General features: G+C 25.5%; 10 protein-coding genes and 4 pseudogenes. 5 read left to right on the top strand and 9 right to left on the bottom strand.

Annotated features, from left to right (window positions below; translation table 4 throughout):
• Positions 1-64: 64 nt before the first annotated feature.
• Entirely contained in the window at positions 65-736 is a 672-nt protein-coding gene (locus AAHM76_RS01215; RefSeq protein WP_342256316.1) for a hypothetical protein, read from the bottom strand.
• A 327-nt stretch (positions 737-1,063) separates the two neighbouring features.
• A complete protein-coding gene (locus tag AAHM76_RS01210) occupies positions 1,064-1,999 on the bottom strand; it encodes an alpha/beta fold hydrolase (protein WP_342256315.1) in 936 nt (311 codons plus the stop codon).
• A 371-nt stretch (positions 2,000-2,370) separates the two neighbouring features.
• On the opposite strand from AAHM76_RS01210, the gene AAHM76_RS01205 reads away from it, so the two are divergent.
• The 3 genes and pseudogenes from AAHM76_RS01205 to AAHM76_RS08300 all read left to right on the top strand — a co-directional run.
• Complete coding sequence (locus AAHM76_RS01205; protein ID WP_342256314.1) at positions 2,371-2,646, top strand: transposase; 276 nt, start codon at positions 2,371-2,373, stop codon at positions 2,644-2,646.
• 213 nt (positions 2,647-2,859) lie between these two features.
• A protein-coding gene (locus AAHM76_RS01200; RefSeq protein ID WP_342256313.1) for an IS3 family transposase occupies positions 2,860-3,920 on the top strand; the annotation gives its coding sequence in 2 pieces (ribosomal slippage) (positions 2,860-3,055 and positions 3,055-3,920; 1,062 coding nt in all).
• Positions 3,921-3,952: 32 nt separating this feature from the next.
• Positions 3,953-4,576, top strand: a pseudogene (locus AAHM76_RS08300) (IS30 family transposase); the annotation flags it as partial.
• Positions 4,577-5,997: 1,421 nt separating this feature from the next.
• On the opposite strand, the gene AAHM76_RS01190 reads toward AAHM76_RS08300, so the two are convergent.
• From AAHM76_RS01190 to AAHM76_RS01165, 4 genes and pseudogenes are all read right to left on the bottom strand, one after another.
• The gene (locus AAHM76_RS01190) at positions 5,998-6,147 is read right to left on the bottom strand and encodes a hypothetical protein (RefSeq protein ID WP_342256311.1); all 150 of its coding nucleotides are present in this window, start codon (positions 6,145-6,147) and stop codon (positions 5,998-6,000) included.
• Positions 6,148-6,205: 58 nt separating this feature from the next.
• Complete coding sequence (locus AAHM76_RS01185; RefSeq protein WP_342256310.1) at positions 6,206-7,624, bottom strand: NADP-dependent glyceraldehyde-3-phosphate dehydrogenase; 1,419 nt, start codon at positions 7,622-7,624, stop codon at positions 6,206-6,208.
• Between the two features lie 57 nt (positions 7,625-7,681).
• Positions 7,682-9,019 (bottom strand): annotated as a pseudogene (trmFO, locus tag AAHM76_RS08295) (methylenetetrahydrofolate--tRNA-(uracil(54)-C(5))-methyltransferase (FADH(2)-oxidizing) TrmFO).
• Positions 9,000-11,666 carry a valine--tRNA ligase gene (locus tag AAHM76_RS01165; protein ID WP_342256306.1) on the bottom strand — a complete coding sequence of 889 codons (2,667 nt, stop codon included), beginning with the start codon at positions 11,664-11,666 and terminating at the stop codon, positions 9,000-9,002. Before AAHM76_RS01165 ends, trmFO begins: the two are co-directional and overlap by 20 nt.
• 646 nt (positions 11,667-12,312) lie before the next feature.
• On the opposite strand from AAHM76_RS01165, the pseudogene AAHM76_RS08290 reads away from it, so the two are divergent.
• Both AAHM76_RS08290 and AAHM76_RS01160 read left to right on the top strand, forming a co-directional pair.
• Positions 12,313-12,585: pseudogene (locus AAHM76_RS08290) on the top strand (hypothetical protein); the annotation flags it as partial.
• 21 nt (positions 12,586-12,606) lie between these two features.
• Complete coding sequence (locus tag AAHM76_RS01160) at positions 12,607-12,885, top strand: hypothetical protein (RefSeq protein ID WP_342256305.1); 279 nt, start codon at positions 12,607-12,609, stop codon at positions 12,883-12,885.
• Here the strand turns inward: AAHM76_RS01160 and AAHM76_RS01155 are convergent.
• The 3 genes and pseudogenes from AAHM76_RS01155 to AAHM76_RS01145 form a co-directional block, all read right to left on the bottom strand.
• A pseudogene (locus tag AAHM76_RS01155) lies at positions 12,878-13,989 on the bottom strand (IS3 family transposase). The gene AAHM76_RS01160 and the pseudogene AAHM76_RS01155 sit on opposite strands and share 8 nt — an antisense overlap.
• Positions 13,990-14,500: 511 nt before the next feature.
• Complete coding sequence (locus AAHM76_RS01150) at positions 14,501-15,475, bottom strand: ABC transporter ATP-binding protein (protein ID WP_342256304.1); 975 nt, start codon at positions 15,473-15,475, stop codon at positions 14,501-14,503.
• Positions 15,476-15,500: 25 nt separating this feature from the next.
• On the bottom strand, positions 15,501-17,354 hold the full coding sequence (locus AAHM76_RS01145) for an ABC transporter permease (RefSeq protein WP_342256303.1): 1,854 nt from the start codon (positions 17,352-17,354) through the stop codon (positions 15,501-15,503).
• Between the last annotated feature and the right edge of the window lie 76 nt (positions 17,355-17,430).

The raw sequence follows: 17,430 nt of genomic DNA, 5'->3' as shown, positions 1-17,430 counted from the left end.
CTTTTCTTTTTATAATTAATAAATAACTAAATCATTGAATTAGTAAAATAAATTAATTCTTATTTTATTCTTGAAGAATCCCTCTTCAACCATTAATTTCATTTCTTAAGAATTTATTTGGTAAATTTTCTAAACCATTTTTTTCACTGATATTAAAAAAACGAATATTATTTAACAATAATAAAAGTGTAACAAGTTGAATTGAATTATCATCATTAATTTGTCATAAATTTTTCATTGTTTTCTTGGCAGTTTTTATTAAGAAAAATAAATCTAATAAACATAAAACTTTAATTATTTTTAAAATAATTTTAAAAAACAATGAACGATCTAAAATTTTTAAGTCTGCTGAGCCATTTTCAAAATTACTAATTAAAATTAAGAAAGTTAAAATTCGGAAAGCAAAATCATGTAAAAATGTTGTTTTTAAATCAAATAAATAAAAAAATGTAATAATAAAAATAATTGAAATATTTTTTATTAATCATAATGCTAAAATATGATTATTATTAATATAATAAAAACAATTTCACAATTGTTTTGTTATTAAAAATGAAAACAACAATGATAACAAAACTAACATAACTAATTTTAAAGTATAGTTTAAAAATTGTTTATTTATTAAGACAATAATTGCAATAAAAAATTGTAAAACTAAAACAATGCTAAGATAAATACTGGTATCTCTTTTACTTGCATAAATTTGTAAAAGAATAATTTGTAAAATTAAAAGCACAATAAACTCACTAATAGCAAAAGTTGCACTAAAGAAATATCTTGTCGCTAAAGATTTTATTTCATTTTTTCTAGCGCGAATAGTAAAAAAATATTTTACAATCTTTAAAACAAGATAGAATAAAAGAAAATTAGTAAGAAAAATTATTGCAATACGTTCCAATAACGGATTAAAGAAAAATGAAATTGAATTTAGGATATTAAAACTTGATCATTCGTGTAATAAATTCATTTTTCTCTCCTCATTGCTTACTAACTATATTAAAGCAAAAAAATAGAAAAAACAAGATACTAACTCTTGTTTTTTAAAAAAATAAGTTGCTTTTATTTAAACAAAAAGACTCTTATTATAAAAATTTAAAATATCTTGATAAATCTCTTTTTTAATTGGCTCATTCAAAATCTCATGACGAGCATTTGGATATAATTTGACTTTAACTTTTTTTCCTGCCTTTTTATATAAATCAACAGTCTTCATAACCATCTTTCCATATTTTCCAACCGGATCATCAGCGCCTGCAATAAATAGTAATGGCAAGTTATCTGGTGTATTTTTAATATTTTTCTTATTTGTAATAAACAACAATCCTGTAAACATATCTTTAAAAGCACTTGTTGAAAAAACTTGCCCTGTTAATGGGTCATTTACAAAAGCTTCTTGAACTGTTTTATCTGTTGATAATCATTCAGTTCCTAAATTACCCTCTTTTTTATAACGAGCATTTAATGGTGCATAAGAAAATTTATAAATAAAATTATCCTTTGATTTTGATCCTTTCATTTTTTGTTCAATTTTAGCCATTTTAACTGAAAATTTTAACAATTGTTTTGAGTAATGTGCTGTCCCGCAAATAACTAATGCTGCAATATTTGTGCCATATTTTATTGCATAATGACGTATCATAAAAGAACCCATTGAATGACCAAACATTACAATTGGTTGGTTTGGATAACTTTTTTTAATATAAGTTGTTACTTCATATAAGTCATCAATAATTTTTTCTCACCCTTCTTCTTCAGCGAAAAAACCAAGATCTTCGGAAGACAGAGCTGTTTTCCCATGCCCACGATGGTCTTCAGCAATGACAACATAATCATTTGCTACTAAAAATTTGGCAAAATCATCATAACGAAAAGCATGCTCTGCACTACCATGAACTAGCTGAACAATCCCCTTAATGTTTTTATCATTATCAGGTTTCCATTCATACATATGTAATTCAATGCCATCCCGTAAGGTATGTTTCCATTCTCTAAATTTCATTTTCATCATCCCTTCAATTTAACATAAAAGTAGTTTTTTACTCTTACAATATTATCCTTCCTAATTAATGTATAAATAAATTATACAATAAATTTCCATAAACATTTGAATAACTCAATCCTCACTCTAAAAATGTGGTAGTATTCATTATTCTTAGGTTTTTAATAAAATTAAGTAATTAGAAACAAATTAGGTTTCGCTTATGACTAAATGATAACAAAATTTATAAAAAATTCAACTTCTTTTAAAAATATAATTTTTAGTTAAAAAATAATCTATAAAATTATGAATTGACTGGATGGGTTAAGATAAATTGGACAACAATAATGTAGAGTAAATATTTATAATTAAACTACAATGGAGGTGTAATTATGGCAAAGAATCATTATACTGATGAATTTAAGCAACAAATTGTTGGTCTTTACAAAATGGGTCAAACTACTGAACAATTAGTCAATGATTATCAAATTGGTAAATCTACTGTTTGGAAATGAGCTCACCAATTTAGCAACTCGGGCTCATTTAAAGCTAAAGACAATAGAACGCCAGAAGAAAACGAATTAATTCAATTACGTAAAAAAGTTAAACAATTAGAAATGGAAAATGACATTTTAAAGCAAGCAACACTGATAATCGGCAAAAAATAGCAATCATTAAAAATAACAAAGCAAAATATCCAATTATTAATTTATGTAAAACATTGAAATTTGCTAGATCAACATATTACTATCTGGATAGGCTATAATTATTAGGACCATAATTATATAGACTTCAAAATTAGATAAAATTATTAAGAAAGAAGGAATATAAAAATGGGAAATAAAACTTCATACTCTTAAGAATTTAAAAAACAAATTGTCATGCTATATAAAAATGGTAAAAGTGTTATTAATCTAGGGCAAGAATATAATTTACCAAAACCAACTATTTATAGTTGAGTTAAAAATTATAATAATTCTGGTTCATTTAAAGCAAAAGACAATCGCACACTAGAAGAAAATGAAATAATAACTTTACGAAAAGAACTTAAAGACTTGAAAATGGAAAATGACATTTTAAAGCAAGCCGCAATGATAATGGCCAAAAAATAACAATAATTAATAACAAAACAAAATATTCAGTAAGAAAAATATGTAAGATTTTGGGTTTATCAAAATCAACGTATTATTATCAAACTAATAAATGTATTAACAAGCAAGTTAATAATTATGAACAAGAAATTATCAGTACCTTTAATAAAAGCCGCAAAATTTATGGGGCTCGCAAAATTAAAGTTATTTTAAACAGAAAAGATATCATCTTATCGCGGCGAAAAATCAGATTCTTTATGATCAAAAATAATTTGGTTTCTAAATACACCAAATTAAAATATCATAATCATAAAACAACAGTCAATAATGACCAAATTAATAATATTTTAAATCGTCAATTTAACAACAAAAAACCTAATGAAGTTATTGTTAGTGATTTAACATATGTTCAAGTTGGCGCTAAATGACATTATATTTGTTTATTAATTGACTTGTTTAATCGTGAAATAATTGGTTATAGTGCTGGGCCGAATAAAACAGCCGAACTGGTCCAACAAGCTTTTCATAAAATAACACGGCCATTAAATCAAATAACTCTATTTCATACTGATCGTGGTAATGAGTTTAAAAATAAAATCATTGATGAAATTTTAATAACTTTTAATTTTAAAAGATCATTAAGCAATAAAGGCTGCCCTTATGATAATGCTGTGGCTGAAACAACTTACAAAACTTTTAAAACTGAATTTATTAAGGGTAAAAAATTTAAAAATTTAACACAATTAAAATACGAATTTTTTGATTTTGTGCATTGATATAACAATATTCGAATTCATGGCAGTTTAAATTATTTATCTCCAGTTACTTTTAGAAAACAAATGTCTATATAAAAAGTGTCCTAAAAAGTGTTGCCATTCCATCTTTTAAAACTTTATATAAATATATTAATTTGGGATTTTTAAATTTCAATAAGTATAATTTATATTTTCATGGCAGAAAATATAAAACGAAAAACATAATTGATAATCGCGGAAAAATAAGAAATTTTAGAACTATTGACCAATCAAAACATGATAAATATGAATTTGGTTGATTTCAAATGGATACTATGGTTGGCAAAAATAATAGTGCTTGTTTAGTTTTAATAGAAGAATTAACCCAATTTAAAATCATTGAACCATTAAAATAAAAAACAACAAGAGAAGTTATTACAAACACAGTAAAACGAATTTTTTCTAACAGATTTCTCAAAGATAGATGCAAAGGAATAATAACAGATCAAGGAAAAGAATTTGCTGATTGAGAAAAAATTGAAAAAATAACAAATGCTAAAGTGTATTTTTGTGATGCTGGAACTCCAACACAAAAACCTAAAGTTGAAAGAGCAATCCGCGATTTTAGACATTGATTTTTAAAAGGTACTGATTTAAGTATTTATTCAAGAAATTACTATCAAGAAGTTGCTAATATAATAAACTCTAAACTTAAAAAATCTTTACATTGACTATCTTCAAAAGAAGTTTTTATACAAATGTTTAAATTTTAAGTGATAGTTATCATAAATTTTAATAATTTTATTTTTCAGTGTGCCAAAATTGATAAATTTAAGACAAAACTACTAAATTTTTTAAAAATAGGGTGAATAAAAAAGATACGGGTTTTTGTTTTTAAATGTTATTTAGTTCAATAAATTAAGGATATTTTTTTATTGTTTTTATAAAACCCGCAAAAAATTTACTCGCCCAAAAATAAATTATATTGAACATTTATTTTATTGGTGTTATAATGATATTAAATAAGCTGCTACACTTCATAGTACAATTTACATAAAAAAATAAAAAAACACTTTATTTTTCATAAAGTGTTGCATTTGGTTTACAATATACATGTTTTATTGTTTAATTTAATATATTTAAAAACTTTATTATAATTAACAATAATTTTTTGGTTAGATAAACCATTATATTTAAAATTTGTTGAGAAGTTTATTAAATTTTGTACCATATTAAAATCCTTTCGTAATTTTAAATATTTTGTCTCCTAAAAACTTACATTACAATGCTAATTATTACTAAAATAATATAAATATAACACTAAGATTTACTATTTAAATCAGTTTATGTTACTACTGATAACAATGTTTTAATATGTTCAACTGGTTTAACTTTCCGTCATTCTTGAATAATCTTAAAATCATTGTCTAACAAAAAAGTGCTTCGTTCAATTCCAAGATAAACATTATGATAGTAAGAAAAAAGTTGAGGTTTGTAAGTATAACAAACAAAATTAAATTTACTTATTAATTAAGTAATGCAAAAAAATGCTTAATATTAGGTTTTTAGTAAATTTATTTAATTTGTTTAGTTGTTTTTATTTATATTTTTTTGTAAAATCTCAACTTTTGTAATGCTATCAACATTTTCTTTTATTTCAAGACACCAAACATTTCACATAATTTAGAATCAATATCACATAGCATTAGGGAAACTAACATTATTATCATTTTGAAACTTAGTTTGTTTTTTTAAAATTATCACTACTAATACCAATAACATTATAACCAGCAGTTAAAAACTTTTGATAATAACGATTATAAGAAACTGTTTATAAAGTGAAGCCTGGTGCTGCTGCTTTCGGAAAAAAATAAAAAATATAGCCCTTTTCTTTCTGAAAATCAATAATAAGATGTTCTTATCCATCTGTAAACAAAAAATTTTCTTGATTTAAATCCATTTTTAAATAACCTCCACTAAAAATAATAATATAAAAGACAATAATAATTAATTACTGTCTTTGAAAAAGCTGGATTAAATATTTTGTTACTTCTAACTTATTTTTTAAAATATTAAATGATAATTTTAAATCTAAAAAAATTAAATATAGTGAAATTTCGGTAATATCAAACTTATATTCTAAATAATTAATTTCCTTAGCAATATTAGCAATTTGCTCAGCAATAGTATCATATTAATCAAGAACAGCATTCGTTTGTAAACTTGATCGTTCTTGTAATTCAGTAAGATCTAAATTAATTGCTTGAATTGTTGACATTAGATCATTCAAAGTTTGTTCAATTTTTTCTTCACGCAAAGACATTTGCTCTACTTTATTTTCCATTTTTTTACTTTCACCTACTTATAATTATAATATATCATAAAACTAAAAAAGATTAGTTTTAATAATTAATTACTAATCCTTTAAAACGTGTCACTGAATTAATTGTTTCACGAATCCCTTGAACTCCTTGACCAGAATCATGAATTCCTAAAAATGGGAATGAATCAGGTCCTCGTTGAGTACGACCATTAATATTAACCGTTCCTGTTTCTAATTCATTAGCAATATTAAATGCTGCATTAATATCTTTTGTAAAAATACATGCTTGCAATTTAAAATTTGATTTATTTGATAAGGTAATCATTTCTTCAACATTCTTGCAACGAATAATTGGTAAGACTGGACCAAATGGCTCTTCTCATGCTAATCGCATTTCTGGGGTAACGTGGTCAATTAAAGTTGCACTAATTAAATTATCTTTTCGTTTATTGCCAAGTACTAATGTTGCTTTTTTTGCTAAAGCATCATCAATTAAACCTTGTACAAAATCTGCAGCTTTTAAATCAATGACGGGAATAATAGCTTTATTATCTAATGGCGAACCTGCTTCTAACTTGCTAACTTCTATTTTTAATAATTTTACTAGTTCATCAGCAATTGTTTCATCTACTAATACTCGCTTAACGGCCGTACAACGTTGCCCAGAATAAGCATAAGCACCAGCAACAATTTCTTTTACCGCTTTTGTTAAATCAGCATCTTTTAATAATAAAGCTGGATCTTTTCCCCCTAATTCTAATACTAAGTCTTTTCCGTGTCCTAATTTGCGAATATGATTGCCAACAGCAACTGACCCAGTAAATGAAATAACATCAATTTCAGGATTTAAAACTAATAAATCTCCAATATCACGCCCACGACCAGTTACAACATTAAAAACGCCTTTTGGAAAACCAACTTCAGAAGCTAATTTTGCCATATATAACCCGGTTAAACTGCCATTTGTTGCCGGTTTAAAAACAACAGTATTACCAACAACTAAACTTGGTGCAATTTTTGCAATACTTAAATTAACAGGATAATTAAATGGTAAAATTGCCAAAACAACACCTTTCGAAACACGAGAAAAAATCCCTAATTTATTTTTAATATTTCAACCATCCCCAGTTAATGTTTCTGGAAAAACTCGTTTTGCTTCTTCAATTGTATAATCAATATATTCAATACTACGTTCTACCTCAACTTGACCATCTTTTAAACTTTTTCCAATTTCATTGGCCATAATCTTCGCGAGCTCTGTTTTATGACTTTCTAATAATTTTGCTCATTTTTGCAAATAAATAATTCGTTCAAATAAAGTTAAATTTGCTCATGCTTTTTGTGACTGTCGAGCCCACTTAAACGCTTCATTTATTTCTTTTTCTTTTAGAGCTGGAACACGGCCATATGGCTTATTATTAATTGGTGAAATTATTTCTAATCAATCCCCATTATTGATTAATTCACCATTAATTAATGCATTCAATTCCAAATTCATTTTTACCGCCTCTTTTTTTGCATTATTATATTTATATTTTATGCTTTTTTAAAATTATTAAAAGATACTTTCCACATTTAAATTATTGTTTATAATAAAATGTTTTAATGTTGTTAATGTACGTTCACTATATGCTAAATATTTTTCATTTTTACTTTTAAAATGCTGCTCAAAGGCAGGAATAACCCCAAAATTTGCTTTCATTGGCTGAAAATTAGTTTTTGAAGCATTAATAATGTAATTCACTAATGCTCCCATCATTGTTTCGGGTGGAAATGTTAACATTGGGTCATTATTTAATAATCTTGCAATATTTAGGGCACTAATAATTTCTGTGGCCGCTGATTCAACATATCCCTCAACACCAATAATTTGACCAGCAAAAAATACATTCTGATGTTTTTTTACTTGTAAAAATTGATTTAATAAAATTGGGGAATTAATAAAATTATTCTTATGAATAACACCATATCGTAAAATCTGAGCATTTGCTAAACCTGGAATCATGCTAATAAGGCGTTGTTTTGCTCAGGAAACTTTAAATTAGTTTGAAAACTAAATAAATTATATAATGTATCAATTGCATCATCTTGACGTAATTGCACAACAGCATATGGGCGGTTACCATTTGTGGTTTCTAAACCAACTGGTTTTAATGGTCTAAACAATAATGACTTAATCCCCCGTTTTGCCATTACCTCAATTGGCATACACCCTTCAAAATAAATTTCTTTTTCAAAATCATGTAAAGCTACTGTTTCTGCCGTAATTAATGCTTGAACTCATAATTCAAATTCATCCTTGTTCATTGGGCAATTAATATAATCTTTGCTATCGCCTTGATCATAACGTGATTTATAATATACCTTAGTAAAATCAATACTTTCTTTTATAATAATTGGTTCTGCTGCATCATAAAAGTAAAAATATTCTTGCCCCAATAATGCTTGAATGGTCGTTTGAAATTTTGATGTTGTTAAGGGTCCAGAAGCAATCAATGTAATTGCTTTATCATCAATAGTTGTTGCCTCTTGGTCAATTAAAGTGACATTTGAATTATTTGTTAACCATGTTGTAATATATTCTGAAAACTGATTCCGTTCAACAGCTAATGCTCCCCCCGGCTGGAACACGGCTTGCATAAGCTGCTTTAATAATTAATGAATCAAATGCGAACATTTCTTGTTTTAATAAACCAACACCATTCGTTAAACTTTCACTACGTAACGAATTTGAACAAACCAATTCTGCAAATGAATTTTGTTTTTGTACTGGATTTTTTATTAATTGTTTACTTTCATATAAGTTAACCTTAAAACCTCGTCGTGCTAATTGATACGCTGCCTCGGTTCCTGCTAATCCAGCCCCAATAATGTTAATTGTTGGAATTGCCATTTGTTATTTTTCTTTTTAATTGTTGATATTGTTCTAAATATTGGGCATATTTTTCTTGTTCAAGTTTAATCTTTTCAGGATTTGCTTTTGCTAAAAAACTTAGATTGTTTAAAATATTTTTGCTTCGTTCTAGTTCTTGTTCGAGGCGAGTTAATTCCCCATTGATTTTTTGTTGCTCAACTGTTTCATCAACAATATCATTCAATACAACTTCTAAAATAACATTCGTTAATGGAATTGTTGCATATTTTTGGTTTGCATTTTTTTGTTGAAGCACGCCCATAACTTTACTATTAACCATTTTTAAAATAAATTCATTAATTAATGCAATAACATTTGTAGTAATATTATTTTTACTACTTGTTTGATCAAATCAAATTTCAATAATATGTTCTTTTTTAATTTGATAATTACTTCGCAATTCACGGATTGCAGCGACAATTTCCGTTACTAAATTTAAATAATCAACATTATAATTAAAATTAATTTTTGGGTAAACTTCTAACATAATTGACTCTTTCAAATTTAATTTTTGATAAATTTCTTCCGTTACAAATGGAATAAATGGATGTAACATAATTAAAATTTGTTTTAAAACATAAAACAATGTTTGAATTGATACCATCTTGATTGTAGCATTATTACTTTGTAAATTAACTTTTGTTAATTCAATATATCATGAACAAAACTTATTTCATACAAAATCATACAAACCTTTGCCAACTAAAACAAATTCATATTTTTCCATATTAGTTTGTACTTTAGAAATTGTTTTTGTTAATTCTGTTAAAATTCATTGGTCAATAGCATTTTCTTGATGGTTTAATAATAAGTTTTTAATTTCTGTTTCAAAATTAGCCAATGGTTTAAAATTACTTGTTAAATTTATTTCAACATAACGAGCAGCATTTCATAACTTATTAATAAAATTTCAAGCACTATTAACTTTTTCTAAAGAATAACGTAAATCTTGTCCTGGTGCACTATTTGTAACTAAAAAATAACGTAATGTATCTGCACCATATTCTTTGATAACATCCATCGGATCAATCCCATTCCCTAATGACTTACTCATTTTTCGGCCTTCTTCATCACGAATTAAACCATGAATTAAAACATCATTAAATGGTTTTTTCTTTGTAAACTCTAATGAGTCAAACATCATTCTTGAAACTCAAAAGAAAATAATATCATAACCAGTCACCAAAACATTAGTTGGAAAATAGCGTTGAAATAATGTTTTATCTCAATTTCATCCTAAAGTTGTCATTGGTCATAATGCTGATGAAAATCAAGTATCTAAAACATCTCCATCTTGAATTCAATTTTTACTATTATCTGGTGGAGTTAAACCAACATGAATTTTTGTTGAATCATCTTTATGATATCATGCTGGAATTTGATGCCCCCATCATAGTTGCCGTGAAATACATCAATCTTGAACATTTTTCATTCAATTAATTAATGTTGTATTAAATCGAGATGGATAAAATTGAATTTTATTTGTTGATGATTGAAATTTAATAATTTTTTCAGCAAAATATTCCATTTTAACAAATCATTGGTCTGATAAATATGGTTCAACAATAGCACCACTTCGTTCTGAAAAACCAACTTTATGAGAATGATCTTTAATTTCAACAATTAACTTTTGGTGTTCTAAATCATTAACTAAATTTTGACGGGCAGTAAAACGATCTTGATGATGATATTTTCCAGCCAATTCGTTCATTGTCCCATCTAAATTCATACAAATTGGCATTGCTAAATGATGACGCAAAGCAATTTCAAAATCATTAGCATCATGTGCTGGTGTACATTTCATTGCTCCCGTTCCAAAATCTTGGTCAACATAATCATCACAAATAATAGGAAGCAATTCACCATTTGCTGGATTTATCACTTTTTTATTTCAATATTTGCGATAACGATTATCATTTGGGTTAACAATAACACATTGATCAGCAAAGATTGTTTCTGGGCGTGTTGTTGCAATCGTCAAAAACTCACTTGTACTATTTTCTAAAAAATATTTAAAGTAATACATTTTGCCTTGTTGCTCTTGAAAAATAACTTCAATATTTGATAAAGCGGTTTTTTGCACATGATCTCAAGAAATAATTCGTTTACCACGATAAATTAATCCTTTTTGGTATAAATCAATAAAAACTTTTTGTACTGCTGATGTTAAATTATTATTTAATGTAAATTGTTCACGTGAATAATCTAATGCTAATCCTAATTTAGCTCATTGCTCACGAATAATTTCAGCATATTCTTCCTTTCATGTTCAAACTTGTTCAATAAACTTTTCGCGCCCTAAATCATGTCGTAAAATATTTTTTGTTATACGTAAACGTTCTTCTACTTTTGCCTGTGTAGCAATTCCCGCATGGTCCATTCCTGGTAAATATAAAGTATCAAATCCTAGTAATTTTTTATAGCGAATAATCAAGTCTTGCAATGTTGTATCTCACGCATGACCTAAATGTAATTTCCCAGTCACATTTGGGGGTGGAATAACAATACTAAACTTTGGCTGTTTTCTTTTAACATCTGTAGTAAAATAACCTTTTTTCTTTCAAAATTGATATTTTCCTGTTTCGACCAAGGCATGATCATATTTCTTTGTTAATTCTTTTCCCATTTTTGTTTCCTTTCTAAATAAAAACTCCTATTATTTAAATAAAATAATAGGAGCAATTATTTTCTAATAATTACGGTACCATCCTTTTTTAATAAGTATCACTTATTACCTTAATTAAAATATTAAGTTAAAATATTTAGCAACCTTCATTAAAACAATAGATTAATTTCACACCATCAATTAACTCTCTGAACTATATTTTTAATTACTCCTCTAATATTTATGGTTTTATTATAATTATTTTTCAATTAATTGCAACCTTTTTTTGTTCTTCCAAAAATATTATTCTAAAATAAAAATAAAAGTTATAATTAACTTTTATTTTTATTTTTTTCTAGTTTTGTGAAGACTGAACCCCAAAAAGTAAGTAAAATAAAAAAAGATTTTGCTAAATTTTTATAGGGGGTGCATTTTTATATGGCAAAAAAGGACAAAAATATAACAAATATACATCAGAATTTAGAACAAAAATCATTGAGGAAATTAAACAAAAAAGTTGTTGAATAGTAGCAAAACAATATAATATAAATGCAAATACAGTATAATCTTGATGAGCAAATCATAAAAAAGGAAAATTAAACAATCCTAAAGGACCTAAAATTTCTTTTGCCAAAAGAAATTTAGAATATTATAAAACAAGGTATGAATTATTAAAAAAGCTCCATGACTTTTACAATTAAGCAAACTAATAATCGTCTCTTTTATTAAACAAAATTGTCGTGAATATTCAATAAAATTATTTCTAGAAGTAACAGGGTTAAAACGTAATTATTGAGATAAATATAAAAATTATGACAGTAGCAAAAAAGATAAAAAAGCAATAAATGATATTGTAAAAGTCTATGAAGAAAATTTAAAACAATTTGGTTATCGAAGAATTACTAAATATTTAAAAGAAGATTATGGTATAAAATATAATTTAAAAAAAGTTTTAAGAATTATGCGTGATAATCAAATACAACCTGAATATGTAAGAAAAATGAGAAGAAAAATAAAGTATAAACAGAATAAAGAAAAAAGCTTATTGCAATATCCTGATTTAATTAAACGTAAATTCAATGATATAAAAACAAGGTTTTCAGTACTATATACTGATGTAACATATTTAATTTGAAAAGGAGAAAGATATTATCAATCAACAATTATTGATGGATATACTAAAAAAATAGTTGATGCAAAGTGTGGAATGGCAACACTTTTTAGGACACTTTTTATATAGACATTTGTTTTCTAAAAGTAACTGGAGATAAATAATTTAAACTGCCATGAATTCGAATATTGTTATATCAATGCACAAAATCAAAAAGTTCGTATTTTAATTGTGTTAAATTTTTAAATTTTTTACCCTTAATAAATTCAGTTTTAAAAGTTTTGTAAGTTGTTTCAGCCACAGCATTATCATAAGGGCAGCCTTTATTGCTTAATGATCTTTTAATATTAAAAGTTATTAAAATTTCATCAATGATTTTATTTTTAAACTCATTACCACGATCAGTATGAAATAGAGTTATTTGATTTAATGGTCGTGTTATTTTATGAAAAGCTTGTTGGACCAGTTCGGCCGTTTTATTCGGCCCAGCACTATAACCAATTATTTCACGATTAAACAAGTCAATTAATAAACAAATATAATGTCATTTAGCGTCAACTTGAACATATGTTAAATCACTAACAATAACTTCATTAGGTTTTTTGTTGTTAAATTGACGATTTAAAATATTATTAATTTGGTCATTATTGACTGTTGTTTTATGATTATGATATTTTAATTTGGTGTATTTAGAAACCAAATTATTTTTGATCATAAAGAATCTGATTTTTCGCCGCGATAAGATGATATCTTTTCTGTTTAAAATAACTTTAATTTTGCGAGCCCCATAAATTTTGCGACTTTTATTAAAGGCACTGATAATTTCTTGTTAATAATTATTAACTTGCTTGTTAATACATTTATTAGTTTGATAATAATACGTTGATTTTGATAAACCCAAAATCTTACATATTTTTCTTACTGAATATTTTGTTTTGTTGTTATTAATTATTGTTATTTTTTGGCCATTATCAGTGCGGCTTGCTTTAAAATGTCATTTTCCATTTTCAAGTCTTTAAGTTCTTTTCGTAAAGTTATTATTTCATTTTCTTCTAGTGTGCGATTGTCTTTTGCTTTAAATGAACCAGAATTATTATAATTTTTAACTCAACTATAAATAGTTGGTTTTGGTAAATTATATTCTTGTCCTAGATTAATAACACTTTTACCATTTTTATATAGCATGACAATTTGTTTTTTAAATTCTTCAGAGTATGAAGTTTTATTTCCCATTTTTATATTCCTTCTTTCTTAATAATTTTATTTAATTTTGAAGTCTATATAATTATGGCCCTAATAATTGTAGCCCATCCAGAGTATCCATCTTTAAGCATCAAAATATTAAATTTTAAGCGTTGCATTATTCAACGGATAATACCTTTATTGAAAGGAAATTTATAAAAATATCATTTATTTTGTGTAGGGAAAACAGAATAACATCTGTTTTTATGATAAAAGTTCTAAATTTAAAGATACTATCCGATGAATAATGCAAATAAATTTATTTTTTTAATAGAAAAATAAAAAAACAATCTCACAAGAATTGTTTTTTTGTCGGTTCATCGTACAGGACGCCTAAATATCAAATTCCATACAATTTGCTCCTTTTTTAAATATTGGACATAATTTAATTATAATAAAAAAATACTTTAATACCCATTAAAATATTTTTAAAGGTTACTTTCTTTAATTTTGTTACATAATTACATTTAAAACTTATTCTGGTTAATTAACTTTGTTGCTGTTACTTCAAATGTTTCTTTCGTAATTTACGATTAGTAGTCATATTGTGAGGTAGCGTAATATTTAATTTTTGTAATAGAAAATCAAATGAAAATTCAACTTCACTAATTTTAGCAATTTTAATTTGTTTTTTTAATGCATATTGAGTGACATAATATAAATGTAATGGTGAATTTAAAACAAAATTTAACGAATTATTTCCTCGATCATATCAGTTTGGTACTCGGTTTAAATTAAAATAACGAATCATTACTTGGGGATTATTAGTCACTAGATAATAACTATTTTTAATATTAAAGGCAGCTAATTGCCCCGTATAAATTTGCGCCCCATTCATGACCATTGTAAATTCATCAATATAGTCTTTAATTTCATCTAGTAAATGGGATGAAAAAAAGACAGTTTTACCACGAAGTGTTAATTGTTTTAAATAAAAAATAATTTTTTTTCGGTTATTAATATCTAATCCTGCTTCTGGTTCATCCAAAATTAAAATTTCAGGATCATGAATAATACCTTGAATAATCATTACTCTTTTTTTCATTCCTGATGAAAATAAATTAACATCTTTATCACGGTGTTCTCAAATTTCTAATGATTTCATTAAATATTCAATTCGGTCACGAAGATATTTTCCTCGTAAATTATTTGTTTTTCCTAAATATTTTAAAAAATTATAAGAACTAATGTTTTCAGGAAAAGTAACAAACTCAGGAACATAACCAATCATTTTTTTCATACTAATTTTTGTTGCTTTTTTGCCAAAAATTGTAATATCACCATGAAAGCCCTTTAAACCACCAATTAAAGATTTAATGAAAACTGTTTTCCCACTTCCAGAAGCACCTAAAATGGCATGTAATTTTCCACGACTAACATTAAAATTAAATGGACCAACAATACTATTTTTAAACTTTTTGCTAAAATTACGCGAAGCAATTGCAACATCGCTAAGTACTAATGCATTATTATTCATGCTTTAACATCTCCTTTCCCCTGCCTTAAGTAATATTTTTGCGACATAAAATTAAATAAGCATTAATTAAAAATAAAACAGATATTCCTAAATAAATATATAACAATAAATTAATATTTAAAAATGGCGATACATCAAGGTCAACCTTTTTATCTTGTTGTAATGCTATCGGTAAATCTTGATAACTCATTAAATAATTGTTTTGAACACTAAAATCAATGTTACTTCGTTGAAGTGGTTCAAATCAAAATGGAACATATGATAAAGAACTTGTTCAAATTTGATTTCAATGTTCAATAATATTAATTTTAGAAATTAATTCATAAGTTTGCATTAAATCATCATATTTTTGTCATTCTGTATTTATTTTAATTGGCACAGCTTCAAGTAATTTATAATCCATTATTTTTTTTAAAATATTAATTTCAATTTCTCTTAAAACATAAAGTGTTTTAATTTCAAAACCATCTTCAATTCTATCTTCAGCTCCAAAATAATTAAGAATTCAATCTTGAAAATCAGAACCATTATCATATTCTGAATCAAATGGTGATATTCCAGTTCGAGCAAATTCAGAACGAAAAACATTTACTGGATTAAATCCATTTGGCTCAGATAATTTTCGTTCTTCTGTTCCTGCCTTACTATCAGATGATGTTAAACTATAATAGGATTTATCTAAATTAAAGTAAAATAATGAATTTCCATTTAAATCATTTGTTATAAGATACAAGTCTCATGATTTTGCACTTTTTCCAATAAAGTTAATACAGTCAAGTAATTCTTGATGAATTTCATTATCTGAATCTAATTCTCCTGGTGATTTAAAAAAGAAATTTGTCGCAAAGTTTACTTTCATTTGAAGATTACTTTCTCCAACTTTATTAATAATTTCAAAAATGGTTTCATCCTTATTATCATATTTATATTTTGTTATTTTATCTCACTTATTAAGTTGGGTAATTGTATAACTAGCTTCTTTTGGTTTTGTTAAACCTAATGATTGATAAAACTCTAATCGTTTAATTCGCAAAGTAGGATCACTTATAATATTTTCATAGTCTCGCGTTTTAAAAACTTTATCTAAATCATCATAATCTCACGAATTATAAAAATCTCAAATTTTGCTAGTTAAATTATCATATTTAATTAATTTTTTTTCTAAATTTCTTTTAAAATTAATTGTACTTTTAATAATATGCACAGGATAAGGTTGCTTAGTCATAGCGGTGTCAACAAATGACAAATCAATTGTATTAGCTAAACTCATAATTAACGAATATGGCATCCCGCCAACTAAAAATAAACTACAGAAAATAACAACAATTAATAAAACTACTTGTGAGTTTAAAAAAGTTACCGCAAATAAAATACTACTTGATGCAAAAAAAGATAATGCTAAAGAATATAAAAATAATTTCAATAATAAATTTTGATAAACTTGTAAATACTCTGAATCATTATTAATTAAATAACCAATATAGCCAATTCCTAAAGCAAATAAAATAATTGTCCCTAAGAAAAAGATAATCAAAATTCAAAGTGAAATTAATTTTAAGAAAAATAAAGTAAATCGAGAATATGGTTTTGAAATTAAAAGTAAATATGTCCCATCTTCAAATTCCCGGCCAAAAATTTTAATGATTACTAACAAAACAAACAATAATAATAAAATATTATTAAAAATAAAAACTCCGTATTGAAAATTTTTTAAAAAATCATAAATATTCGTTGAAGATAAAAAAAGAGTAATCGCAATTGCACCAAATAAAACAAGTGACAACAACACTAAAACTCAAACTGCCATTGAACGGCGGATTTTAAAAATTGAAAATGATATTATTGAATATCATGAATTTGATTTACCTTTTTTAAGCATTTTATTCTCCATCTATTTTCTTAAATTACTCAATTTATGTTTGTTAATTTTATAGCAAGGTATTTATACAATATGT

This window comes from Spiroplasma endosymbiont of Poecilobothrus nobilitatus, from assembly GCF_964030655.1.
Taxonomy (GTDB): domain Bacteria; phylum Bacillota_I; class Bacilli_A; order Mycoplasmatales; family Mycoplasmataceae; genus Spiroplasma.
Note: the sequence above shows the minus strand (reverse complement) of the source record. Positions and strands in the feature narration are given on the sequence as shown.